Raw genomic sequence first — 24,871 nt, forward strand, 5'->3', positions numbered from 1 at the left:
GCTTGTCGGGTCTGCGCGTGAGACATCGTCCATTCCGCATCGGACTGACCGGATCGATCGGCATGGGCAAATCGACCGCAGCCGCCATGTTTCGCGCAGCGGGCGTGCCGGTGTTCGATGCCGATGCCGCAGTCCATCAATTGCAGGGGCCGGGTGGCGCCTTGCTCGGCGCGATTGAAGCGCGCTTTCCCGGCACGACCAGCGCTGCTGGCGTCGATCGCCGGATGCTTGGTGCCCGGGTGATCGGTCAGCCGGAGGAAATGCGGGCCCTGGAGCGGATCGTGCATCCCGCCGTTGCCGGGGCACGCGCAGCGTTTCTGCGCCGTCATCGCAGCCGGCCGATGGTCGTTCTCGATATCCCGCTGCTGTTCGAAACGCGGGGCGAGCGGCACATGGGCATGGTCGTCGTCGTTTCCGCCGCGCCGTCTCTCCAGCGGCGGCGCGTGCTTCGCCGGCCCGGCATGACGGTAAAGCGGTTTGAAGCCATCAAGGCCAGTCAGCTTCCCGATCACCTCAAGCGACGCCGCGCTGACCTGGTGCTGGATACAGCACAGCCCAAATGGCGGATGAGAGCGCGGATTTTTCGTCTCGTTGCTTGCCTTCGCACGGCGCTGGTCCGATAATGCCTCCCCAACGAGTGAAATGCCACGATGCGTGAAATCGTCTTCGATACTGAAACCACCGGCTTCGATCCGCTCAGCGGTGACCGTCTTGTCGAAATCGGCTGTGTCGAGCTGATCAATCGCATCCCGACCGGCGAAACCTACCACGCCTATTTCAATCCCCAGCGCGATATGCCCGCCTCGGCCGAGGCGGTTCACGGGCTGTCCGCGCGCTTTCTCTCCGACAAGCCTTTGTTCGGCAGCAAGGCCGCAGAGTTGCTCGAGTTTCTCGGCGATTCCATGCTGGTCGCGCACAATGCGCGGTTCGATTTCGGCTTTCTCAACGCCGAGCTGGAGCGGTGCGGCCATCCCACCGTCGACATGGGGCGGATGATCGACAGCCTGACGATTGCGCGGACTCTTCATCCCGGTGCCAAGCACAGCCTCGATGCCCTGTGCAGCCGCTACGGGATCGACCGCAGCCACCGCATCAAGCATGGCGCGTTGCTGGACGCGGAATTGCTCGCGCAGCTGTATATAGAGCTGACCGGCGGGCGTCAGATCGGCCTCACCTTGATGGCGGAAGAACAGATCACCGTCACCGTAACGACCACACAATCCATGGCCATTCCGGCTGCCCGCCCGTTCCGCCCGGCCCGTCTGTTTTCGCCGAGCCCGCAGGAACTGGCGCGCCATGCCGCGTTTCTGGAAAAGATCGATCACCCTTTGTGGCTCGATCGCCCGGCCTGAGGATTATCCTCACTAGGCGGCGCGCCACGTTCATAGACCATCAGGTCCAACAAGAAGGAGAAATCAGATGGAAATCCGCGTATCGGGTCATCAGGTCGACACCGGCGAGGCGCTTCAGGCGCATGTTGCCGAGCGGATGCAGGCGATCGCCGACAAGTATTTCTCGCGCACCATCTCCTCCAGCGTGACGTTCAGCAACGCGCCTCATGGCGCCTTTCGCTGCGACATCGTCTGCCATGTGATGGCAGGGCTGATCCTCAAGGGCGCGGGCGAGGCCCATGACGCCCATGTCTGCTTCGATCAGGCCGCAGAACGCATCGAAAAGCAGCTGCGCCGCTACATGCGGCGGCTGAAGGATCGCCACAGCCAGGCGCTCGCCGCCGAAGCCCAACGCGATGCGCCCGGCATCGACGATGCCAATTATGTGGTCTTCCAGTCCAGCGAAGCGGAAGAGGAAGTGGATGTCGACGCACCGGTGGTGATCGCGGAGATGCGCGTGGATATTCCGCGCGCCAGCGTCTCGGACGCCGTGATGATGCTCGATCTGCGCAACACCAATGCGCTCATGTTCCTCAACAGCAGCACGGCCACCTTCAACATGGTCTATCGTCGCACCGACGGGACCATCGGCTGGGTGGAGCCGCCCCGCGCCTGAATGCGATCGAGGGCTGCGCGCGATGCGCAGCCCTCCCTCCTCTGACCCCGTGCCCGGCAACCGGTTGACCCGAATGGCCTTTGCGCCTATCAGCCGGCCAAGTTTTCTCCAGGCGGCCATGATGGGTGGACTTCACCCCGGCGCAGAAATCCCCAGGTCGGCCGCAGGACACGGGTTGAACATGGATAATTTCAGCGACTTGCTCGCGGCGAACGCTGTTTCGTCCGCGGTGGCCCTTCCTAACAAGAAACAGCTTTTCCTGAAGCTGGGTCAGTTGGCGGCCGATGCCTATGGGCTCGATGCCGCCGAGGTTGTCGAGCGCATCACCGAGCGGGAACGCCTTGGCTCGACGGGCTTTGGTGGCGGAATCGCGATTCCCCACGCCAAGCTGGAAGGCCTTGAGAGCGTCCATGGCGCGGTGGTCCTGCTGGCCGAGCCGATCCCCTTCGATGCGATCGATGATGTGCCGGTAGATGTTGTGTTCATGCTGCTCTCCCCGCAGGATAGCGGCGCCGAGCATCTCAAGACCCTGGCCCGCGTCTCGCGCCTGCTGCGCAACGAGCGCCATCTTGCGCGCATTCGGGGCGTTGGCTCGGACGCCGCGCTCTATGCCCTGCTCGCCGGCGGCGAGTCGCGTGACGCAGCCTGACGGGACGCCGCCATCCGGCGAGGCCGCGCATTTCCGGGCGCTCGAACGGCTCTATGCCTCGGCGCCCATCAACGGATTATTCCCCTCGAGGCTGGATATCTCGGCCCCCGGCGAGGCGCGCATCGTCATCGACGTGACGCCGGACTATTTCCATGCCGCAGGCGCCACCCATGGCACGCTGTATTTCAAGATGCTGGACGATGCGGCTTTTTATGCCGCCAACAGCCTCGTCACGGATCGCTTCCTCCTCACCACCGCATTCAACCTGCTGTTCACCCGCCCGCTCAAGGCTGGGCCGATCGTAGCGGAAGGGAAATGGCTGAGCGGCAAGCGGCGCGTTTTTGTCGCCGAGGCACGCCTTGTCGATGCCGAGGGCGAGGAAGTCGGTCGCGGTACCGGCACGTTCATGCGCTCCACCATTCCGCTGGTCGGCCTGCCGGGTTATGTGCGCCCGGAAGCAGGAGACCGGTGACCGCGCGCCTGACGAGCCAGATCCTCATCGGGGTTCTGTTGCGCCGTGTCCAGGCGCAGGGGGGGCATGGCACCGTGCTTCACAAAGGGGAGCCGTTGAGCGGAACCATCGTCGTGCAGGCGGTGGATCGCGGCCGGACAATCGGGCTTTTTGAGCGTGTTACGTCCCTTGACGGGACTCTTTCGCTCACCCCCTGCGGGCCTCGGGATTTAACCCAAGACTCTGAAATATCACAATATATAGATAGAAGAACCCGGGTGGACCCCGATATCTGGTTCGTGGAACTGGATGTCGCAGACGGGGAACGGCTCGCCGCCGAGATACTGTGCACGAGTTGACAGTTCCCGGCTGAGCGGCCAAAGGCCCCACCAACTCGCGCAGGTTGCGTGTGGCCGTCATGGGGACAGGTCATCGCAAACACGCAGACGGGGGGCGGACCGGAGCGCTGAGCGTCGCACGATAGATGCGACCTGCATTCCGATCTCCGACCCACCGCACAGTACTGAGAATGAATGCCCAATCGTGTCGTGGTCGCCATCGTGGCGACCGTTGGACTTCTCTCGTCCACAATCGCTCTGGCTGCTGCTCCTGAGGGGACAGCCCGCCAAGGTTTCTCGACCATGCTCGAGGTTCCCGCCGTCGTCGCTGCAAGCCTGACGACCCCCGCAACGGTTGAACCCGATGCCGAGACGGCTCCGAACGAAGCCGCTTCTGCCGACTCTGTCGATTCGCTGGCCGAATTGGTCCAGCAGGCCAATGTCGAAGAGATTTCCGACGCTGATGCGAAATGTCTCGCCACCACCATTTATTATGAAGCGCGCAGCGAGAGCCTGACCGGCCAGCTCGCCGTCGCCAATGTCGTGCTCGAGCGGGCGCGGTCCGGGCGTTTCCCCACCAGCCTGTGCGGCGTCGTTACGCAGCCGGGTCAGTTCAGTTTCGTTCGTCAGGGCCAGCTGCCCACGCCGACCCATGCCGGTCAGTGGCGCACCGCGCGCGCCATCGCCCAGATCGCTCTTGATGGAAGCTGGGACAACCCGGTCGAAGGCGCCCTGTTCTTCCATTCCGCGCGCGTGTCGCCGAACTGGAAGCATGATCGCCTCACGCGCATTGGCGGTCACATCTTCTACCGCTGAACCAACCAATCATCACAAGCCGGGCCGGGTCAGCAGAGCGCTGGGCCGGCCCGCCTCGTTTGAGCTCGGCTTGCAGTTGTTCCCATTGTGTTCTAATCCCGCCTCATGGCCTCACATCCTGAACCTGCGCCTGAACCTGTGCCTGAACCTGCGATCGCCTGCGATCCTGCATTGACCGATGGAACGGCGCTGGCCGTCACGCGCGGGGTGCTGCGTCTCTTTGCGCGCCACGATATTTTCGGCATTTCCGAAGTGCCGCTCCCCAATGGTCGCCGGCTGGACATTATGGCCGTGGATGCCCGCGGCCAGATCATTGCCGTGGAAATCAAATGCAGCCGTGCCGACCTGCTCGGGGACGGCAAGTGGCCGGACTATTTCGATTATTGCGATCGCTACTTCTGGGCCGTGCCAGCCGGCTTTGATTTGACGCTGTTCGAGTCCGAGGCGCTGTGGCCAGGGCGCACGGGCCTTATCGTCGCCGACCAATATGATGCCGAAATCCTCCGCCCCGCGCCCAGCGAACCTCTGGCGCCCGCGCGGCGCAAGGTCGAAGTGCAGCGGCTTGCGCGGCGGGCAGCGCGCCGGCTGACCCAGATCACCGATCCGGACGGCCAGTTGCTGTGGAGCAACGACGCCTGAGACTGGGCGCCTGCTTCTTGGACCGGCATTCCGTGCCACCCGCGATGGACTTGGCATGGCCGGCAAATCGGCTAAGGTTGGCGCATAACAGTCTTTGGAGAAGTGCGTGAGCCAGCCCCTTTACCCTGTGCCTGCGAATTGGCGCGAGCGCGCCTATGTGACCGGTGACGATTATTCACGCCTTTATACGCAATCGATTGCAGAGCTGGACAGCTTCTGGCGCAAGGAGGCGGCGCGGCTCAACTGGATCAAGGACTTCACCCAGGTCAAGGACGCCAGCTTCCATGAAGCCGATTTTGGCATCAAATGGTTTGCGGACGGCACGCTCAACATCGCGGCCAATTGCCTCGACCGGCATCTGGCGGAGCGTGGCGATGTCCCGGCGATCCTCTGGGCTGGCGACAATCCCGATGAGAGCCGCACGATCACCTATCGCGAATTGCACGGGGAAGTTTGCCGCTTTGCAAATGTGCTGAAGGCGCAAGGCGTCGGCAAGGGCGACCGGGTCACCATCTACATGCCGATGATCCCGGAAGCGGCGATGGCGATGCTCGCCTGTGCCCGCATCGGCGCCATCCACTCGGTGGTGTTCGGCGGCTTCTCGCCCGACAGTCTGGCGGGGCGCATCACCGATTGCGATTCCACGGTGGTGATCACGGCCGACGAGGGCGTGCGCGGGGGCAAGACGATCCCGCTCAAGACCAATGTGGATGAAGCGCTGGACGACTGCACCTGCGTGGAATCGGTGATTGTGGTGCGCCGGACCGGCAATGCCGTTGCGATGACAGAGGGCCGCGATCATTGGTATGACGTGCTGCGCGACAGCGTCTCGGACGATTGCCCGGCCGAGGAAATCGGCGCCGAGGATCCGCTGTTCATCCTCTACACCTCAGGCTCCACCGGCAAGCCCAAGGGCGTGCTGCACACCAGCGCAGGTTATCTGCTCTGGGCGGCGATGACGCATCATTACGTGTTCGATTACCGCCCCGGCGATATCTATTGGTGCGCCGCCGATATCGGCTGGGTCACCGGCCACAGCTACATCGTCTATGGCCCGCTCGCCAACGGCGCGACGACGGTGATGTTTGAGGGCGTGCCGCATTATCCCGATTTCAGCCGCTTCTGGCAGGTGGTCGATCAGTTTAACGTCAGCACCTTCTATGCCGCGCCGACCGCGATCCGCGCCCTGATGCGCGAGGGCGATGCCTGGGTGGAGAAGACCAGCCGCAAGAGCCTGCGCATTCTCGGTTCGGTCGGCGAGCCGATCAATCCCGAGGCGTGGGACTGGTATCACCGCGTCGTCGGCGACGGGCGCTGCCCGATCATGGACACCTGGTGGCAGACCGAAACGGGGGGCCACATGATCACGCCCCTTCCCGGCGCGATCGACCTCAAGCCCGGCAGTGCCACCAAGCCGTTCTTCGGCGTGGTGCCGCAGATCGTCGATACCGAAGGCAAGGTCCTCGAAGGCCCGTGCGAGGGCAATCTGGTGATTGCCGAGAGCTGGCCGGGCCAGATGCGCACCGTGTGGGGCGATCATGAGCGCTTCTTCCAGACCTATTTCAGCACCTATCCCGGCAAATATTTCACCGGCGATGGCTGCCGGCGCGATGAGGATGGCTATTACTGGATCACCGGCCGGGTCGATGACGTCATCAACGTCTCCGGCCACCGCATGGGCACGGCCGAGATCGAATCGGCACTGGTTGCGCATGCCAAGGTGGCCGAGGCGGCCGTGGTAGGCATGCCGCATGACATCAAGGGACAGGGCATCTACGCCTATGTCACGCTGAATGTCGGCATTGAGGGCGATGACGACCTGCGCAAGGCGCTGGTGCAATGGGTGCGCCACGAGATCGGCCCGATCGCCACGCCCGATGCGATCCAGTTCGCCCCTGCCCTGCCTAAGACCCGCTCGGGCAAGATCATGCGCCGGATTCTTCGCAAGATTGCCGAGGACGCGGTGGATCAGCTTGGCGACACCTCCACGCTGGCAGACCCGGCCGTGGTGGATCATCTCGTCGCCAACCGGCAGCGCCCGGCGCGCTGAGGTACCGAGCGGCGTGGATTAATGGAATATTAGGCAAGATCCTTCACTCCCGGAGTCGACCTGTTCGGTTCCGGGGGACCTGCCTGAATGTCGAATTCCGCCCATTCCGTTGATGTGGCCATCATTGGTGCTGGCCCAGCCGGGCTGACCGCTGCCTATCTGCTGACCAAGGCGGGGCTGCGCGTGACGGTGATCGAGAAGGATTCCGCGCAGGTCGGTGGCATCAGCCGCACGGTCGAGCATGAGGGATTCCGCTTCGATATCGGCGGCCACCGCTTCTTCTCGAAGTCGCAGGAGGTGGTCGATCTGTGGAACGAGATCCTGCCCCATGATTTCATCGAGCGGCCCCGCATGAGCCGCATCTATTATCAGGGCCGCTTCTACAGCTATCCGCTGCGCGCCTTCGAGGCGCTGCGCAATCTCGGCATCATTCGCTCGACCCTTTGCATGCTGAGCTACGCCAAGGCCAAGATCGCGCCGATCAAGCCGGTGCGCAGCTTCGAGGACTGGGTGGTCAACCAGTTCGGTCGCAAGCTCTATTCCATCTTCTTCAAGACCTACACCGAGAAGGTGTGGGGGATGCCGTGCGATACCATGTCCGCCGACTGGGCAGCGCAGCGCATCAAGGGCCTGAGCCTGGGCAAGGCGGTGCTGGATGGCCTCAAGCGCAGCCTTGGCCTCAACAAAAAGCCAAACAACGGCATGGGTGCCAAAACCCTGCTCGAGAATTTCCGCTACCCGCGCCTCGGGCCCGGGATGATGTGGGATGCGGCGCGCGACCGCGTGGTCGAAGGCGGCAATCATGTGCTGATGGGCCATGCCCTCAAGCAGATTCACCGCGATCAGGTGACAGGCCGGTGGCGCGTTACCGCGACGCGGGCGGCCGGCGATACGGTCGCGATCAGTGCTGACCATGTGATCAGCTCCGCGCCGATGCGGGAGCTGGCGAGCCGCATCCATCCGGTGCCCAAGACGCTCGGGCACGCGCTGGCGCTCAACTATCGCGATTTTCTGACGGTCGCGCTGATGATCCGCTCCGAAGACCTGTTTCCAGACAATTGGATCTACATTCACGATCCGCGCGTGAAGGTGGGTCGGGTGCAGAATTTCCGCAGCTGGTCACCCGAAATGGTGCCCGATCCCGATATCGCCTGCGTGGGCCTCGAATATTTCTGCTTCGAAGGCGACGGGCTCTGGTCATCCAGCGATGAGGAGCTGATCGCGCTGGCGACCGAGGAGATGGTACTGATGGGCCTCATCCGCGCGGATCAGGTGGTCGGCGGCGCTGTGGTGCGTCAGGAGAAAGCCTATCCCGTCTATGACGAGGCTTATGCGGCGAATGTCGCGGCTATTCGCGCCGAACTGGAAGACACATATCCCACGCTGCACCTGATCGGGCGCAATGGGATGCATCGCTATAACAATCAGGATCACGCGATGATGACGGCCATGCTGACCGTGCGCAACATCATCGCCGGCAAGCGGGTGTTCGATATCTGGGGCGTCAACGAGGATGCCGAATATCATGAAGCGGGCCATGAGGGCGCCCTGAGCGCGGGAGAGCGTGCGGCGCTGGAGAGCGAGCGGGCCGTGCCGACCGGGCGCCGCATGGTGGCGTGATCGGGTGATGGGCGCGTTCCTGGCCAGGCTGCTCGGCCACACCTATCTGCGTTATGGTCTTGCCAGCCTCGTCGCGCTGGCTGGCGACGTGGGGCTGTTTATGGCTGGCCTGCACCTCGGCATGGCCCCCGCCGCCGCGGCGGCTTTTGGCTATATGGCGGGCATCTTCATGCACTGGCTGATCTCCTCGCGCCTGGTCTTCGCGCAAGGCGTGGCTGCGAGCGGCGCGGATCGCGTTCGTCAGAAGGCACTGTTCGTGGGGTCAGCGCTGATCGGTCTGGCGCTGACGACCGGTATCGTCGCGCTCGGCGCGATGCTCGGGGTGATGCCCCTGCTCGCCAAAGCGCTGGCGGTCGCTGTCAGTTTCCAAGCGACCTATATGCTGCGCAAGGCGATCGTTTTCGCATGACTGCCGGGGATGTTTCGGGCCAGCGCCTCGGGCACGGTGAGCCCTTTTACCGGTACGTGCCGCTCATCTGGCTCTTCGCCATGGCCCTTCTCGCCATTCCCAATTGGACCGAGACGAGGGCGGGTTCGCTCGGCGATCCGGACAATTACATGCGCGTGGTCCAAGTGCGCGACTGGCTGAATGGCCAGGCGTGGAGCGACGTCACCCAATATCGCATGAACCTACCGACCGGTGGGGACCTGCACTGGTCCCGGCTGGTGGACCTGCCGATCGCTTTGGTGATCGTGCTGCTTCGGCCCCTCGCCGGCCAGCCCATGGCGGAACTCGTCGCTTTGGTGGCGGTGCCTGCCATGCTCTGTCTCGCGCTGATGCTCGTCATGGGCCGGCTGCTCCGGGATATAGCCGGCCGGGAAGTCGCATTGCTGATGCTCGCCCTGCTGCCTGCGTGCCTCATGGTCGGGCTGCAGTTTGCGCCGATGCGGGTCGATCATCATGGCTGGCAGTTGCTGATGGCGGCCTGCGCCCTGCTGGCGTGGACCCGACCCGGCCGCTGGCCTGCGGTCGGATGCGCGCTTGCTTGTGCGGTCTGGATGCATGTATCGATCGAGGGCCTGCCTTATGCGGCGCTGTTCGCCGGCCTCTATGCCCTGGCGTTCGTGCGCACCGGCGACCGGCGCATCCATCTGTTCATGGCGACGCTGATCGGCGCGAGCCTGTTCCTGATTCTCGGCACGCGCGGCGCTGGCCTGATTGTGAAGAGCCATTGCGATGCGATCTCCGCGCCCTACATCGCCGCGCTGTTCGTTGCGGGCGCAATGTTCTTCCTGGTCGACAGCCTGCTTCGTCCCGCCAATCCAGCGCTGCGCCTCGTCCCGCTCATTGTCGGTGGGGCCGGGGCCGCCGCTGCGGTCGCGCTGATCGCGCCCGCCTGTCTGGCCGGGCCATTTGCCGGGCTGGATCCTCTGGTGCGCGATTACTGGTATTATAGCGTCCGCGAGGGCCTGCCCTTTTGGCGACAGGGCGGCGCGTTCGCGACCTTGATGATTCTGGCCGCTCTCCCCGGCGTCATCGCCGCCATGTGGCGAGCCTGGGCTTGTCGCAGGTCGTCCGATGCGATGATGTGGCTGGGCTTGGCGTTGGCGGCCGCCTTCGCCTGGCTGCTCGGCATGGCCGTGATGCGGGCCACAGCGGTGGCAGAGCTTTATGCCCTGCCCGGCATGGCCGCCGCCATTATGCTGCTCGCCGGCCAGCGCCATCGTTTTCGGCCGCGAATCGGCTGGAGCCTCACGATGGCGGGCACCCTCCTCCTCTCGACGGCACTCCCGGCCTATGGGCTCGGCCAGATGCTGTTCCCGCCCAATGAAGGCAGCACCGACGCGCGGACGGATGGCGACTGCCCGACCGCCATCGCCAGCCCGATGTTCAAATCTCTGGGTGCGGGCCAGATCTTCGCTCCGATCGATATGGGACCGCTGATTCTCTATCGCACCAATCTCTCGATCGTCGCAGCGGGCTACCATCGGAACAGCGCCGCGATGGCGACAGTCATTCGCGCCTTCACGGCCAAGCCGGACGAGGCGCGCGCGATCGTCCTCGCGACTCCTGCCCAATATCTGCTGCTCTGCCCGACCGCGCCGGAGGCGCGCAATTATCTCAAGGCCGCGCCTCACGGCCTTGCTGCCGGTCTGACGGATGGGCAGGTGCCGGCCTGGCTTGTCCCCGACGATCGCCTGCAACTGCCGGGCGCGCGTTTGTACCGCATTTTGCACTGACGCCACGCCTTCCGGCGCATCCGTGCCCGGCCTGTCCCTCCCGACTTGCATCGCAGGGCGACCCCTGCTAACCGCCCCCCCGTGTCAAGGGGGGTGCAGCCGTACCTCCCCTTTTCTGGCGCGATTCAATTCGGACAAGAGGCAAGGCGCGCGTGGAGCATTCCAGCGGTATTCAGGCTAGCTTGGCGGGGCGTTATGCGCTCGCGCTTTTTGAGCTGGCGCGGGACAAGGGGGCGCTCGATTCGGTGGCGGCAAGCCTTGAGACTCTCAAGGCCGCGCTGGCCGAATCGAACGATCTCAAGGCGTTGACGCAGAGCCCGCTGGTCGGCCGCGACAATGCTGCCAAGGCGATCAAGGCCGTGGCGCAGAGCCTCGGGCTCGATTCGCTGACGGAGCGGACGCTGGGCGTACTGGCGCAGAATCGCCGCCTCTCGCAGATTCCTGCCGTGATTCGGGCATTCTCCACGCTGCTCTCTGCCCATCGTGGCGAGACGCGTGCAGAAGTGACCTCCGCCTTCCCGCTGACCCAGGACCAGCAGAATGCGCTGGCCAGGCAGCTCAAGGCGCGCACGGGCCGCGACATGGCTCTTGATCTTACCGTCGATCCCGAAATCATGGGTGGCCTCGTCGTCAAGATGGGCAGCCAGATGATCGACAGCTCGCTCCGTACCCGACTGAACAAGCTCGCCCAGGCGATGCGCGGCTAACGCGCCAAAGAATCCGATGAAAGGCTGAACATGGATATCAACGCCGCAGAAATCTCCAAGGTCATCAAGGACCAGATCGCCAACTTCGGCGCCGAAGCGGAAGTCAGCGAAGTCGGCACCGTGCTCAGCGTCGGTGACGGCATCGCGCGCATCCACGGCCTCGACAAGGTTCAGGCCGGTGAGATGGTCGAGTTCTCCAACGGCGTGCAGGGCATGGCCCTCAACCTGGAAGCCGACAATGTCGGCGTCGTGATCTTCGGCTCCGACGCCGAGATCAAGGAAGGTGACGTCGTCAAGCGGACCGGCACCATCGTGGACGTTCCGGTCGGCAAGGGCCTGCTCGGCCGCGTGGTTGACGGCCTCGGCAACCCCATTGACGGCAAGGGCCCGATCCAGTCGGACCTGCGTTCGCGCGTCGAGGTGAAGGCCCCGGGCATCATTCCCCGCAAGTCGGTGCATGAGCCGGTGCAGACCGGCCTCAAGGCCATTGACGCGCTGGTGCCGATCGGCCGTGGTCAGCGCGAGCTGATCATCGGTGACCGCCAGACCGGCAAGACCGCTGTCGCGATCGATACCTTCATCAACCAGAAGGGCCCGAACGCCGGCACCGACGAGAGCAAGAAGCTCTACTGCATCTATGTCGCCGTCGGCCAGAAGCGCTCGACCGTTGCGCAGATCGTCCGTCAGCTCGAAGAGAATGGCGCAATGGAATATTCCATCGTCATTGCCGCGACTGCTTCCGAGCCGGCGCCGCTGCAGTTCCTCGCGCCCTATACCGGCGCCGCGATGGGCGAGTATTTCCGCGACAATGGCATGCACGCCGTGATCGTGTTCGACGACCTTTCCAAGCAGGCCGTCGCCTATCGCCAGATGTCGCTGCTGCTTCGTCGTCCTCCGGGCCGCGAAGCCTATCCGGGCGACGTGTTCTATCTGCACAGCCGTCTGCTCGAGCGCGCCGCCAAGATGAACGACGCCAATGGCGCCGGTTCGCTCACCGCGCTGCCGATCATCGAGACGCAGGCCGGCGACGTGTCCGCCTACATCCCGACCAACGTGATCTCGATCACCGACGGTCAGATCTTCCTCGAAACGAACCTGTTCTACCAGGGCATCCGTCCCGCCATTAACGTGGGTCTCTCGGTGTCCCGCGTGGGTTCGGCGGCGCAGACCAAGGCGATGAAGAAGGTGTCCGGCTCGATCAAGCTGGAGCTGGCCCAGTATCGCGAAATGGCGGCATTCGCCCAGTTCGGTTCGGACCTCGACGCCTCGACGCAGAAGCTGCTGAATCGCGGTGCGCGCCTGACCGAGCTGCTCAAGCAGCCGCAGTTCTCGCCGCTGCCTTTCGAGGAGCAGACCGTGTCGATCTTCGCCGGCACCAATGGCTATCTCGATGGCATCGCGACCAGCGACGTCACCCGCTACGAGGCGGCGATGCTGGCCCATATGCGCGCGCATCATGCGGATATCCTGACCGCGATTCGCGACAGCCGTGACCTCGGCGACGATGTGAAGGCCAAGGTCAAGGACGTGCTGGACGCGTTCGGCAAGACGTTCGCCTGAGATGGTTCGCATCCCCATCGGCCTAGCCGGTGGGGACCTGATGCCGGCATGACCGGCACGACGATGAAAAGGTAGGTTGAGCCAGTGGCTTCGCTCAAGGAACTCAAGGGTCGGATCGCCTCGGTCAAGTCGACCCAGAAGATCACCAAGGCCAAGCAGATGGTCGCTGCGGCCAAGCTGCGCAAGGCGCAGGCGGCGGCCGAAGCCGGGCGCCCCTATGCCCAGCGGCTCGAGAAGGTCGTTGCCAGTCTTGCTGGCAAGGTGACCGGCGACAGCGCACCGCGCCTGCTTGCGGGCACGGGCAAGGACGACGTGCATCTGCTCGTTGTGGCCAATGGCGACAAGGGTTTGGCGGGTGCCTTCAACGCCAACATCGTCAAGGCGGCTGTCGCCAAGGCGCGCGTGCTGATCGCACAGGGCAAGACGGTGAAGTTCTACCTCATCGGCCGCAAGGGTCGCGCGGTGATCGCGCGCACCTTCCCCGGCCTCATCGCCGGTCAGTTCGATACGACGGACGTGCGCACGCCCGGTTTCGACGAGGCGCAGGCCGTCGCGCAGGACATCTCCGAGCGCTTCTTCGCCGGCGAGTTCGACGTGGCGCACCTCTTCTATGCCGCGTTCCGCTCGCCGCTGGTGCAGATCCCCACCGAGCAGCAGATCATCCCGGTCGCTGTGCCGGCGGATGCGCCCGCCTCTTCGGGCGCCGCCGTCGAATATGAGCCGGACGAGGAAGCGATCCTCGCGGATCTTCTTCCGCGCAACATCACCATCCAGATCTTCAAGGCGTTGCTGGAGAACATGGCCAGCGAGCAGGGCGCATCGATGACCGCGATGGACAATGCGACGCGCAACGCTGGCGATCTCATCAATCGTCTGACGATCGAGTACAACCGCAGCCGTCAGGCCGCGATCACCACCGAGCTGGTGGAAATCATTTCGGGCGCAGAAGCGCTTTAACGGACAAGCAGGCAAGGAAGCAGAGACATGGCAGCCACCAACAATGTCGGCAAGATCAGCCAGGTGATCGGCGCCGTCGTCGACGTGATCTTCGAGGATCGGCTCCCGGCGATTCTCTCGGCGCTCGAGACGGACAATAACGGCCAGCGGCTGGTGCTCGAAGTGGCGCAGCATCTGGGCGAGAACACCGTGCGCACCATTGCCATGGACGCGACCGACGGTCTGACCCGCGGTCAGGACGTGAGGGATACCGGCGCGCAGATCTCGGTGCCGGTCGGCCCGATGACGCTCGGCCGCATTCTCAACGTGATTGGCGAGCCGATCGACGAGCGTGGCCCGGTGAATGCCGCGACCACCGCGCCGATCCACGCCAAGGCTCCGGAGTTCGTCGACCAGTCGACCGAGACCAGCATTCTGGCGACGGGCATCAAGGTCATCGATCTGCTCGCACCTTATGCCAAGGGCGGCAAGATCGGCTTGTTCGGCGGTGCCGGCGTGGGCAAGACCGTGCTCATCCAGGAGCTGATCAACAACATCGCCAAGGGCCATGGCGGCACCTCGGTGTTCGCCGGCGTTGGCGAGCGCACGCGCGAAGGCAACGATCTCTATCACGAGTTCCTCGATGCCGGCGTTATCGCCAAGGATGCCGACGGCAACCCGACGCCGGAAGGCTCCAAGGTGGCGCTGGTGTTCGGCCAGATGAACGAGCCCCCGGGCGCCCGTGCGCGCGTCGCGCTCTCGGGCCTGACGATCGCCGAATATTTCCGCGACCAGGAAGGGCAGGACGTGCTCTTCTTCGTCGACAACATCTTCCGCTTCACGCAGGCTGGTTCGGAAGTGTCCGCTCTGCTCGGCCGTATTCCTTCGGCCGTGGGCTATCAGCCGACGCTCGCGACCGACATGGGCGCGCTGCAGGAGCGCATCACCTCCACCAACAAGGGTTCGATCACCTCGGTGCAGGCCATTTACGTGCCGGCAGACGACTTGACCGATCCGGCGCCGGCCACCAGCTTCGCGCACCTTGACGCCACGACCGTGCTCAACCGCGCGATCTCGGAGCTGGGCATCTACCCGGCCGTGGACCCTCTCGACTCGACCAGCCGCGTGCTGACCGCCGCCGTCGTGGGCCAGGAGCATTACGACACGGCCCGCCGCGTTCAGGAGACGCTGCAGAAGTACAAGTCGCTGCAGGACATCATCGCGATTCTGGGCATGGACGAGCTGTCCGAAGAGGATAAGCTCACCGTCGCCCGTGCGCGCAAGATCCAGCGCTTCCTCTCGCAGCCGTTCCACGTCGCCGAGGTTTTCACCGGCATTCCGGGCAAGTTCGTCCAGATCGAAGACACGGTGAAGAGTTTCAAGGCCGTCGTCGATGGTGAATACGACCATCTGCCCGAGGCTGCCTTCTACATGGTCGGCGGCATCGACGAAGCCATCGAGAAGGGCAAGAAGCTGGCAGCGGAAGCAGCCTGATCTGACGGCTTGAAGCGCCTTTCGCCGATGGCGGGAGGCGCCGACGCCCTTTCGCGGGGCGCAATCGAAACAGGGTCGGCGCCGGGCATGTTCAGCCGGCGCGACCATTCCACCCTTTACCCCTCCGATGTGAGGGGGGAGAGAAGACCATGGCACTGCACTTCGAACTCGTGACCCCTGAGAAGCTCGTCCTCTCGCAGGACGTCCACATGGTCGTCGTGCCCGGCACCGAGGGCGAATTCGGCGTGCTGGAAGGCCACGCGCCCTTCATGTCCACCGTCAAGGACGGCGCCCTGAAAGTCTACGACCGCGACGGCGCCGAGCCGCGCGTGATCATGGTCGAAGGCGGCTTTGCTGAGGTAAGCGAGGCTGGGTTGACGGTGCTGGCTGAGAAGGCTGGTTGAGGGCGGCAAGTCCGCATTAGCGCTTTCTATACCAAAGTTCGCCAAGGAAGCGGCGCGCCAGAGCTAGGCGTTGCGTCCTTGGGGGGAACGATTGTTACTCGAGCGCCCGGTCCAGACCTATGACGTGGAAGCGCGTAATCTGCCATTTGATTGGCGATTGGCGTGCCAAAAGGCATTCCGCGCAGACTATCTGATCGTCGTCATTCTCGCCAGCGTGGTCTTGTTGGTGCGCTGGCCTTATCTTGGCGATCTCGCGCCGGACTATGACGAGCAGCTTTACCATATAATCGGCCAGCGACTCCTTCTTGGCGATTTGCCTTTTGTGGATCTTTGGGACCGCAAGCCGTTCGGTCTCTTCCTGATTTTTGCATTCGCCAGCTTGGTTGCGGGTGGCAGTGTGTGGGGCTACCAGTTTCTCGCCTGCGGATGTGCCTTGTGGAGCGCACTTCTCATTCGCAGGATCGCGAAGCCGTTCGCAGGCGAGCGCGGCGGCGCGACCGCAGCTTTGCTCTATATTCTGTACCTGAGTGCCTTTGGCGTATTCGCCGGGCAGAGCGAAGTCTTTTACACGCCGCTGCTCCTCCTGATGCTGTTGTTGGCAATCCGGGTGTTGCGCAGCAGTCATCTCCCTGACGTCGCGCGCCTCAGCATGTGGATCATGGTGCTGGGCGGGCTATGCCTGCAGGTGAAATATACTGTTCTGCCCCAGTGCGTGTTTTTCGGCCTGTTCTGTTTGTGGCGGTGCCATGTTGCGGGCGCCTCTCATTCGACCGTCTTTCGCTATGGGCTTATATTTGCAAGCCTAGGTCTCTTGCCGACACTCTCAGTGGCTGTCGCATACCTCGCCTTGGGCCAGTTCGATGCGTTCTTCTTTGCGAACTTCTCGTCGATCTTTTTTCGAGGCCCACTCACCGGCGCGCTTAAGGCACGCTATGAGCTTCAGGTTGGTGTCATGCTGGTCCCATTGCTGATAGCGGCGCTCGCTGGCGCGTATCGCGCCGCCAAGTCGCAGGACCGTTTCGCGCCTGCCTATCTGGTCATTCTGCTGTGGACGGTTTCTTCGCTCGCCGGAGCCCTGATGGTCGGCAACATCTATATCCACTATTTCGCACCTGTTCTGCCGGGTTTGCTCTTGCTGGCTGCGCCGGGCTTCGCTGCACGTCAGTCGGGGCCGCTGCTCGGGGGACTGGTCATGTTGATTGGCCTGCTCTTCTACAATCCGCTCCAGCATAGCGAAATTTCAGTGAAAAGCCGGGAAGGCTTCTTTGGCGTGACAGCCTTGGCCAGACCGTTTCTCACCGAACCTCGCAACTGCCTGTATGTATTTGACGGTCCTACGGCTCTCTACACTAGCACCGGTAGTTGTTTACCGACTCGATACATTTACCCGGATCATCTGAGCAACGAGATGGAGGCCGGAGCGATCGGCGTGAACCCTGCATGGGAGGTTAGCCGCATTCTCCATAGCCGACCTGGCGTCATCATTACCGCGTCGCGGACCATCGTGCCTCGCTACAACGCGCAGACCAAAGCGCTCGTTGATCGAGCATTGGCACGCGATTATGTCGAAATCGACGACTTCTACTACTTCCCCAGACGACTGAATGTCTTCGTAAGAAAAGATCTTTGTGGAGATGGCGCGAGGTCCTGCCCGCGCGGCGGAAGATGAAACATCCGACATTAGCCATTTGTAAAAGCTCACTCGATATTCTCGCATCTGGTCGGGCCTGAGGGCCGGTGCCAAACGGGAAGACAGCCGACGATGAACGCATTTGGACGAAAGAGCGGATTGGGCGGCAAATCGTCCTTTGGCTTGGCGCGGCCTATGCACGGGCCGGGCGTCTCTTCGCAGTCAAGTCCCGCGCCATCGGTCCCGCCATCGCCAGAACCCGTACCGGCCGACCTCCCGGCCAATCCCACCCCCGACCGCCACGCCGACGCGCTCGGGCGCCTCAATGAGCGAATGAATTCGGAGCATGCGCAGACCGATCACTCGCAGGGGTTCGAGGCCAACGTCCATCGCATCAAGGAGCAGGTGCTGCCGCGCTTGTTGGAGCGGGTGGACCCGGAAGCGGCCGCGACGCTGACCAAGGATGAGCTGGCCGAGGAATTCCGGCCGATCATCATGGAGGTGCTGGCGCAGCTTAAGCTCACGCTCAACCGGCGCGAGCAGTTTGCACTGGAGAAGGTGCTGGTTGATGAGCTGCTCGGGTTCGGGCCGCTCGAGGAGTTGCTGGCCGACCCGGATATCAGCGACATCATGGTCAACGGCCCGGCCCAGACCTACATCGAGAAGAAGGGCAAGCTGCAGCTCGCGCAGATTCATTTCCGCGATGAGGAGCATCTGTTTCAGATCGCCCAGCGCATCGTGAACCAGGTTGGCCGCCGGGTCGATCAGACCACGCCGCTGGCTGACGCCCGCTTGCCGGACGGCAGCCGCGTCAACGTGATCGTGCCGCCGCTCTCGTTGCGCGGCACGGCGATCTCGATTCGTAAGTTCGCCGCCAAGCCGATCACGCTGGACATCATGGCGCGGGGCGACTCGATGTCCGACAAGATGGCGACGGCGCTCAAGATCGCCGGGGCCTGCCGGTTCAACATCGTGATTTCAGGCGGTACCGGCTCGGGCAAGACGACGATGCTGAATGCCCTCTCCAAGATGATCGATCCGGGCGAGCGCGTGATCACCATCGAGGACGCGGCGGAACTGCGTCTCCAGCAGCCGCATTGGCTGCCGCTGGAAACCCGGCCACCGAATCTGGAAGGGCAGGGGGCGATCACTATCGGCGACCTGGTCAAGAACGCCCTGCGTATGCGGCCGGACCGCATCATCCTGGGCGAAATTCGTGGCGCGGAATGCTTCGATCTGCTCGCGGCGATGAACACCGGCCATGATGGCTCCATGTGTACGCTCCACTCCAACAGCCCGCGCGAGTGCCTGGGCCGCATGGAGAACATGATATTGATGGGGGACATCAAGATCCCCAAGGAAGCGATCTCCAAGCAGATCGCCGATTCGGTGGACCTGATCGTGCAGGTGAAGCGCCTGCGCGACGGCTCGCGGCGCGTCACGAACGTCACCGAGGTGATCGGCATGGAAGGCGACGTGATTGTCACCCAGGAGCTGTTCAAGTTCGAGTATCTGGATGAAGATGCGGACGGGCGGATCATCGGCGAATATCGCTCGATGGGCCTGCGCCCCTATACGCTGGAGAAGGCGCGCGGGTTCGGCTTCGATCAGGCGCTGCTGGAAGCCTGCCTGTAACGCCTAACCCCAGTTTATATGCGACCGAGGACATTGAGTGGATCTTCAGAAGATTCCCAATGATGCGTGCATTGTGTTCAATGCCATGATTGCGAAACGTCGTTTCAATGTTAAAAGAATGTAATTTTTAAATGGCGGTGGGAAGTCGATGAAAAATTTAATTATGGGATTTTCTACAAATCAAGAAAGAAGATCTGTAGAGATATTTTGCAGATCTGCTCTTCAAAGCCATGGCAGAGATAACTGTGACGTTGTAATAATATCCAATAAATATGAAGAATATTTTTTGGATCTTGAAAAAATTGGCGTAAAATTTGTAATGACGCCTAGCAAGTATAGTTCTAGTACGAACAGAGCGTGTAAAATAATTAACAGATTAGTTCTGAATTCACTAAGAATTTCCAAAAAAATATCTATCGGGAAATATATTCCAGATGTTATAAAAACATATCCTTTAATGATTGAAACTTGGCACCATCCGCATTTTGCAAGATGGTTTGCTTATAAAAGCTATTTGGAAATGAACCGGAATTACCAAGACGTTTTTATTTCAGACGTTAAGGATGTTGTTTTTCAAAGCGACGTTTTTGTAAAATCGGGACAAGAATACTTAAATTTGTTTAAGCAGCATGTCGTTTACGGCGATGATGACTGGGACACGAGGTGGTATAGCGATGCTTGGGGCGAGCAGGAACTGAAAAAAATTCTCGGAAAGCCGGCGCTATGTATTGGAACAATAATGGGGTCCTTGTCTTCAATTAGAAAGATGGTGGACACGTTAGTGGGATTTTTCGAAAAATACCCATTCAGGGGCATTGAACAGGCCGGATTCAATTACTTGATTTACCACGACATGATTGACGTCAGATACACGGTAGTTGAGAATGTGGATCATCAAGTCGCTACACTTACACGAGGGGCATATACGCTTGTCGAATTTGACGGCAAAAATATAGTACGCAAACGTGAAAAATCGATCATACCAGCTGTACACATGTATGATCGTTTTCCTGATACAATGAGAATCGCTGATCTCTACTAGGTTGGTCGGCTCATTACGGAAGGCAGCAGAACGAGCGGGAAAGGGCCAGATTCCGTCGTCGGATTTGCTATTTACAGCGGCTTGCCCATGAAGGGGCATTACAGCATGCTTCCCCCTAGCATCCCATCGCAGAAGGAGAGCAATCTCATGCCCCTCAAGTCCTCCATCAGATTTGCCAGCGCGCTTTTGCTCGGTGCAGGGCCATTTGCGGCCGTTCACGCGACGAGTTCGGAGTCTGTTGCAATTAGCGGAGAGGCTGCCATTGCCGCTGCCGTGGCTGCGCCGACCCGCACAGTCAGCAATGTCGCGCGCGACAAATATCGTCATCCGGCGGAGACGCTCAGCTTCTTTGGCGTGAGCGGTAAGCAGACCGTCGTGGAATATTTCCCCTCCGGCGGCTGGTATCTCGAGATACTGGCCCCGCTGGCGGCCAAGGGCGGCGGTACTTATTATGGCGTCCAGCCAAGCGGGCCGGGACGCCAGTCCACCCAGAAGCTGATCGATTCCAATCCTGCGCTCTATGGCGGAGTGAAGCTGGTCGAGCTGACCGAAGTGCCGGATGGCGCGGCGGATACTGTGCTCACCTTCCGCAATGTCCACAATATGGTCATGCGCGGCAATGGTGGCGAGATTTTCGGCCAGTTCTTCCGGATGCTCAAGCCCGGTGGCGTGCTGGGCGTGGTCGATCATCGCCTGCCCGAAGACCGCGACACCGCGGCCGAGAAGACGAGCGGTTATCTGAAAGTCTCGACGGTCCGCAAGTTGGCTGAAGATGCCGGCTTCGTTCTGGAGGCAAGTTCCGACGTGAACGCCAATCCGCGCGACACGGCCGATTGGGCCACCGGCGTCTGGACGCTGCCGCCGACCCTGCGCAATGGCGCGGTCGATCGGGACAAATATCTGGCGGTGGGCGAAAGCGACCGCATGACGTTGCGGTTCCGCAAGCCCGGCTAAGCGGCACGGCCCCGCGCTTTTACGCGGGGGCGGGCGGGTTGCCGTCCGATTGCGGCTGTGCGGCGATCTGGCGTAACGCCTGCTCATAGGCCTCGGCGGGCTGCGCGCCGGAGATCAGGTAGCGACCGTCGATGATCGCTGCCGGCACGCCTGTCACGCCGCGGGTCTGCCAGAGATATTCGGCTTGGCGCACATCATTGGCATATTGGTCCGAGCCGAGAACCGCGCTTGCTGAATCCCGGTCCAGCCCGGCTTGCTCGGCGGCGTCGAGGAGCACGTCAGCGGTCGCGATATTCTCGTTGCGGCTGTGATAAGCCTCGAACAAGGCTCGCGCAAGGGCCGGCTGCCGGCCCTGCAGCCCTGCCCAATGCATCAGGCGATGGGCATTGAAGCTGTTGTAGACGCGCGTCTCCAGCGAGGTCTTCATCTTGAAGCCCAAAGCGGCGGCGCGATCGCTCACCACGGCGCGGCGCTGGAGGATCTCGTCGGGCGTTGATCCATAAGCCTGCGCAAGATGATCGACGACGGTGCGGCCCTCCGGCGCCATATCCGGGCTGAGCTCGAACGGTTGGAAATGCAGATCAACATCGACGTCCCCTGCCAGGCGACCGATCGCCTCTTCAAGTCCGAGCAGGCCCAGCACGCACCAGGGGCAGGCGATATCGGATACGAAGTCTATTCTGAGGGCGCGGTGCATGGTCTCTCCTGATCGCGACGAGTGTAGCGGAGGGGAGGGGGAGCACAACCCCGGCGAAGGCCGTCCAACAGTCGCCGGTCGGACATGAAGAAGGGGCGACAGACCATCGTCCATCGCCCCTTTCTCGATGTCGATCGGGTCAGCGTGCCCGGTCCCTTGAACCTCAGGCCGCGAGCTTGCGCAGCACGTAGGGCAGGATGCCGCCGTTGAGGAAGTAATCCAGCTCGTTCACCGTATCGATGCGGCAGAGCGCCTCGAAGGTGAAGCTGGTGCCGTCTGCGCGACGCGCTTCCACCGTCACCGTCTGGCGCGGCTTGAGGCCGGCGACGTTGCGGATGGTGAAGCTCTCGTCGCCCGTGAGGCCCAGCGTCTCGCGGTTGGTGCCCTCGGGGAACTGCAGCGGCAGTACGCCCATGCCGACGAGGTTTGAGCGGTGGATGCGCTCGAAGCTCTCGGCCACGACCGCACGCACGCCGAGCAGGCGCGTACCCTTGGCCGCCCAGTCGCGTGAGGAGCCGGTGCCATATTCCTTGCCGGCGATGACGACGAGCGGCGTGCCGTCGGCCTCATGCTTCATGGCTGCGTCATAGATCGGCATCGTTTCGCCGGCATAGCTGGTCATGCCGCCTTCCACGCCGTCCAGCATCAGGTTCTTGATGCGGATGTTGGCGAAGGTGCCGCGCATCATCACTTCATGATGGCCGCGACGCGAGCCGTAGCTGTTGAAGTCGGCGGGTGCGACCTGCCGCTCCTGCAACCACTGGCCAGCCGGGCTGGCCGCCTTGATCGAGCCGGCCGGGGAAATGTGGTCGGTGGTGATCGAATCGCCGAAGATGGCGAGCGGCTTGGCGTCGATGATGTCTGCGACCGGTGCCGGCGTCATCTCCATGCCCTCGAAATAGGGCGGGTTGGCGACATAGGTGCTGCCGGCGCGCCACGCATAGGTGTCCGAGCCGGTCACGTCGATGGCCTGCCAGCGCTCGTCGCCGGTGAAAACGGCGGCATAGCGGCTCTGGAACATGTCGCGGGTGAGGGCACCTTCCATCACCGAGCGGACTTCCTCGTTCGACGGCCAGATGTCCTTGAGATAGACATCCGTGCCATCGCTGCCCTGGCCGATCGGCGTCTCGACGAAATCGGTCGTGACCGTGCCCTTGAGCGCATAGGCAACCACGAGGGGCGGGGAGGCGAGGAAGTTGGCGCGCACATCCGGGCTCACGCGGCCTTCGAAGTTGCGGTTGCCCGAGAGGACCGAGGCGGCGACGATGTCGTTGCCGTTGATCGCCTTGCTGATCGGATCGGCGAGCGGGCCGCTGTTGCCGATGCAGGTCGTGCAGCCATAGCCGACGAGATTGAAGCCGACGGCATCCAGATAGGTCTGGAGGCCCGCCTTCTCGAGATAATCGGTAACCACCTGCGACCCAGGCGCGAGGCTGGTCTTCACCCATGGCTTGGGCTTGAGGCCTTTTTCGGTGGCCTTCTTGGCGACCAGACCGGCGGCGACGAGTACGCTCGGGTTGGAGGTGTTGGTGCAGCTGGTGATCGCGGCGATCACAACGTCGCCGTCACCAATGTCATGCGCCGCGCCCTCGACGGGCACGCGCACGGCGGCATCCTTCTTGTAAACCTTGGCGAGGTCGGCGTTGAACACCTCGTCTACCTGCGTGAGGATCACCTTGTCCTGCGGGCGCTTGGGGCCGGCGAGGCTGGGCACGACCGAGCCCATGTCGAGCTCCAGCGTGTCGGTGAAGATCGGGTCGGCAGCTTCGGGGTCGAGCCAGAAGCCTTGCACCTTGGCATAGGCCTCGACCAGCGCGATCTGGTCTTCGTCACGGCCGGTGAGGCGCATGTAATCGAGCGTCTTGCCGTCAATCGGGAAGAAGCCGCAGGTCGCGCCATATTCTGGCGCCATGTTGGCGATGGTCGCACGGTCGGCGAGGCTGAGCGCCGAAACCCCGGGACCGTAGAACTCGACGAAGCGGCCCACCACGCCCTTGGCGCGCAGCATCTGCGTGACTGTGAGCACGAGGTCGGTGGCGGTGATGCCCTCGGCCAGCGTGCCAGTCAGCTTGAAGCCGACGACCTCAGGGATGAGCATGGAAACCGGCTGGCCGAGCATCGCCGCTTCGGCCTCAATGCCGCCGACGCCCCAGCCGAGCACGCCCAGGCCATTGATCATCGTCGTGTGGCTGTCCGTGCCGACGCAGGTGTCGGGATAGGCGACCGTTTCGCCATTGGCGTCGACCGAGGTCCATACGGCTTGCGCGACATGCTCCAGATTGACCTGGTGGCAGATGCCAGTGCCGGGAGGGACGACCTTGAAGTTGTCGAGGCTCTTGGAGCCCCATTTCAGGAAGTCGTAGCGCTCGGCATTGCGCTGATATTCCAGCGCGACATTGTCCTCGAACGCCTTGGGCGTGCCGAACTCGTCGACCATCACCGAGTGATCGATGACGAGGTGGACAGGCACCTGCGGGTTGATCTTGCTGGCGTCCGCGCCGAGCGCGTTCATCGCGTCGCGCATCGCGGCGAGGTCGACCACGCAGGGCACGCCGGTGAAATCCTGCATCAGCACGCGCGCGGGGCGATACTGGATCTCGTTGCTGGAGGCCGTGGGGTTCTTGAGCCAGTCGATGACCGCCTGCGCATCGTTGGTGGTGACAGTGACGCCATCCTCGAAGCGGAGCATGTTCTCCAACAGCACCTTCATCGAGAAGGGAAGGCGCGAGCAATCGCCGAGCTTCGCGGCGGCCTTCGCCAGCGAGTAATAGCCATAGCGCTTGCCACCGACATCCAGTGTGTCGCGCGTGCCAAGCGTATCCTGTCCGATCGCGGTCATCAGCGGGTCTCCTCGAAAAATATCAGTGGCTGGCACTCCGCATGGTTCTAGCCGTTCAGTGCGGTCGCAGCGCAGGGCGTTTTGATCGGTTGGGCCATAACGGTTCAATGCGACCTGTCAACGGGAGCGCGAGCGCGGGCCGGGCCAATCAGAGCGCGGACGTGGCGCCCCGGCTCGGTGCCGATAGGATTGGATTGGTGGCGGGACAGCCAATTCATCCAA

The 24,871-nt window shown here is 62.6% G+C and carries 23 protein-coding genes; 21 read left to right on the forward strand and 2 right to left on the reverse strand.

Features of this window, described 5'->3' with window-relative positions; all coding sequences use genetic code 11:
- Window positions 1-17 precede the first annotated feature (17 nt).
- The 21 genes from coaE (at window position 18) to M2342_RS01325 (ending at window position 21,113) form a co-directional block, all read left to right on the forward strand.
- The gene (coaE, locus tag M2342_RS01225) at window positions 18-623 is read left to right on the forward strand and encodes a dephospho-CoA kinase (protein WP_264577739.1); all 606 of its coding nucleotides are present in this window, start codon (window positions 18-20) and stop codon (window positions 621-623) included.
- A 27-nt stretch (window positions 624-650) separates the two neighbouring features.
- On the forward strand, window positions 651-1,352 hold the full coding sequence (dnaQ, locus tag M2342_RS01230) for a DNA polymerase III subunit epsilon (protein ID WP_264574008.1): 702 nt from the start codon (window positions 651-653) through the stop codon (window positions 1,350-1,352).
- A 67-nt stretch (window positions 1,353-1,419) separates the two neighbouring features.
- On the forward strand, window positions 1,420-2,007 hold the full coding sequence (hpf, locus tag M2342_RS01235; RefSeq protein WP_181561069.1) for a ribosome hibernation-promoting factor, HPF/YfiA family: 588 nt from the start codon (window positions 1,420-1,422) through the stop codon (window positions 2,005-2,007).
- Window positions 2,008-2,188: 181 nt separating this feature from the next.
- Complete coding sequence (locus M2342_RS01240) at window positions 2,189-2,656, forward strand: PTS sugar transporter subunit IIA (protein WP_181561068.1); 468 nt, start codon at window positions 2,189-2,191, stop codon at window positions 2,654-2,656.
- Window positions 2,616-3,128, forward strand: coding sequence for a PaaI family thioesterase (locus tag M2342_RS01245; protein ID WP_264574011.1), 513 nt, complete (start codon window positions 2,616-2,618; stop codon window positions 3,126-3,128). Before M2342_RS01240 ends, M2342_RS01245 begins: the two co-directional genes overlap by 41 nt.
- Complete coding sequence (locus tag M2342_RS01250) at window positions 3,125-3,466, forward strand: DUF1491 family protein (protein WP_264577027.1); 342 nt, start codon at window positions 3,125-3,127, stop codon at window positions 3,464-3,466. The genes M2342_RS01245 and M2342_RS01250 overlap by 4 nt, the downstream gene beginning before the upstream one ends.
- Before the next feature lie 174 nt (window positions 3,467-3,640).
- Window positions 3,641-4,261, forward strand: coding sequence for a cell wall hydrolase (locus tag M2342_RS01255; RefSeq protein ID WP_181561065.1), 621 nt, complete (start codon window positions 3,641-3,643; stop codon window positions 4,259-4,261).
- 105 nt (window positions 4,262-4,366) lie between these two features.
- Window positions 4,367-4,900: an MmcB family DNA repair protein gene (locus M2342_RS01260; RefSeq protein WP_264577740.1), complete on the forward strand. Its 534-nt coding sequence runs from the start codon at window positions 4,367-4,369 to the stop codon at window positions 4,898-4,900.
- 106 nt (window positions 4,901-5,006) lie between these two features.
- The gene (gene acs / locus M2342_RS01265) at window positions 5,007-6,950 is read left to right on the forward strand and encodes an acetate--CoA ligase (RefSeq protein ID WP_264577741.1); all 1,944 of its coding nucleotides are present in this window, start codon (window positions 5,007-5,009) and stop codon (window positions 6,948-6,950) included.
- 87 nt (window positions 6,951-7,037) lie between these two features.
- On the forward strand, window positions 7,038-8,570 hold the full coding sequence (locus M2342_RS01270) for an NAD(P)/FAD-dependent oxidoreductase (RefSeq protein ID WP_264577742.1): 1,533 nt from the start codon (window positions 7,038-7,040) through the stop codon (window positions 8,568-8,570).
- Window positions 8,571-8,577: 7 nt separating this feature from the next.
- Entirely contained in the window at window positions 8,578-8,979 is a 402-nt protein-coding gene (locus M2342_RS01275) for a GtrA family protein (RefSeq protein WP_264577743.1), read from the forward strand.
- Window positions 8,976-10,751, forward strand: coding sequence for a hypothetical protein (locus M2342_RS01280; protein WP_264577744.1), 1,776 nt, complete (start codon window positions 8,976-8,978; stop codon window positions 10,749-10,751). The genes M2342_RS01275 and M2342_RS01280 overlap by 4 nt, the downstream gene beginning before the upstream one ends.
- A 152-nt stretch (window positions 10,752-10,903) precedes the next feature.
- Window positions 10,904-11,458, forward strand: coding sequence for a F0F1 ATP synthase subunit delta (locus tag M2342_RS01285; protein WP_264577021.1), 555 nt, complete (start codon window positions 10,904-10,906; stop codon window positions 11,456-11,458).
- A gap of 30 nt (window positions 11,459-11,488) precedes the next feature.
- The gene (atpA, locus tag M2342_RS01290) at window positions 11,489-13,018 is read left to right on the forward strand and encodes a F0F1 ATP synthase subunit alpha (protein WP_264574019.1); all 1,530 of its coding nucleotides are present in this window, start codon (window positions 11,489-11,491) and stop codon (window positions 13,016-13,018) included.
- Between the two features lie 84 nt (window positions 13,019-13,102).
- Window positions 13,103-13,975 carry a F0F1 ATP synthase subunit gamma gene (locus M2342_RS01295; protein WP_264577745.1) on the forward strand — a complete coding sequence of 291 codons (873 nt, stop codon included), beginning with the start codon at window positions 13,103-13,105 and terminating at the stop codon, window positions 13,973-13,975.
- A 27-nt stretch (window positions 13,976-14,002) separates the two neighbouring features.
- Window positions 14,003-15,448 (forward strand): F0F1 ATP synthase subunit beta, encoded by a 1,446-nt coding sequence (atpD, locus tag M2342_RS01300; RefSeq protein WP_264571624.1) that lies wholly within the window; start codon window positions 14,003-14,005, stop codon window positions 15,446-15,448.
- 149 nt (window positions 15,449-15,597) lie between these two features.
- Entirely contained in the window at window positions 15,598-15,852 is a 255-nt protein-coding gene (locus tag M2342_RS01305; protein ID WP_181561055.1) for an ATP synthase F1 subunit epsilon, read from the forward strand.
- Between the two features lie 91 nt (window positions 15,853-15,943).
- Window positions 15,944-17,521: a hypothetical protein gene (locus tag M2342_RS01310; RefSeq protein WP_264577746.1), complete on the forward strand. Its 1,578-nt coding sequence runs from the start codon at window positions 15,944-15,946 to the stop codon at window positions 17,519-17,521.
- 93 nt (window positions 17,522-17,614) lie between these two features.
- The gene (locus tag M2342_RS01315) at window positions 17,615-19,117 is read left to right on the forward strand and encodes a CpaF family protein (protein WP_264574023.1); all 1,503 of its coding nucleotides are present in this window, start codon (window positions 17,615-17,617) and stop codon (window positions 19,115-19,117) included.
- A gap of 148 nt (window positions 19,118-19,265) precedes the next feature.
- Entirely contained in the window at window positions 19,266-20,159 is an 894-nt protein-coding gene (locus tag M2342_RS01320) for a hypothetical protein (protein ID WP_264577747.1), read from the forward strand.
- 147 nt (window positions 20,160-20,306) lie between these two features.
- Entirely contained in the window at window positions 20,307-21,113 is an 807-nt protein-coding gene (locus tag M2342_RS01325) for a class I SAM-dependent methyltransferase (RefSeq protein ID WP_264577748.1), read from the forward strand.
- Window positions 21,114-21,132: 19 nt separating this feature from the next.
- Here M2342_RS01325 and M2342_RS01330 read toward each other — a convergent pair whose 3' ends face one another.
- Both M2342_RS01330 and acnA read right to left on the reverse strand, forming a co-directional pair.
- Window positions 21,133-21,810 carry a DsbA family oxidoreductase gene (locus M2342_RS01330; RefSeq protein WP_264577749.1) on the reverse strand — a complete coding sequence of 226 codons (678 nt, stop codon included), beginning with the start codon at window positions 21,808-21,810 and terminating at the stop codon, window positions 21,133-21,135.
- Between the two features lie 163 nt (window positions 21,811-21,973).
- Entirely contained in the window at window positions 21,974-24,649 is a 2,676-nt protein-coding gene (acnA, locus tag M2342_RS01335; RefSeq protein WP_264577750.1) for an aconitate hydratase AcnA, read from the reverse strand.
- Between the last annotated feature and the right edge of the window lie 222 nt (window positions 24,650-24,871).

This window comes from Sphingobium sp. B8D3A, assembly GCF_025961995.1.
Lineage (GTDB): Bacteria > Pseudomonadota > Alphaproteobacteria > Sphingomonadales > Sphingomonadaceae > Sphingobium.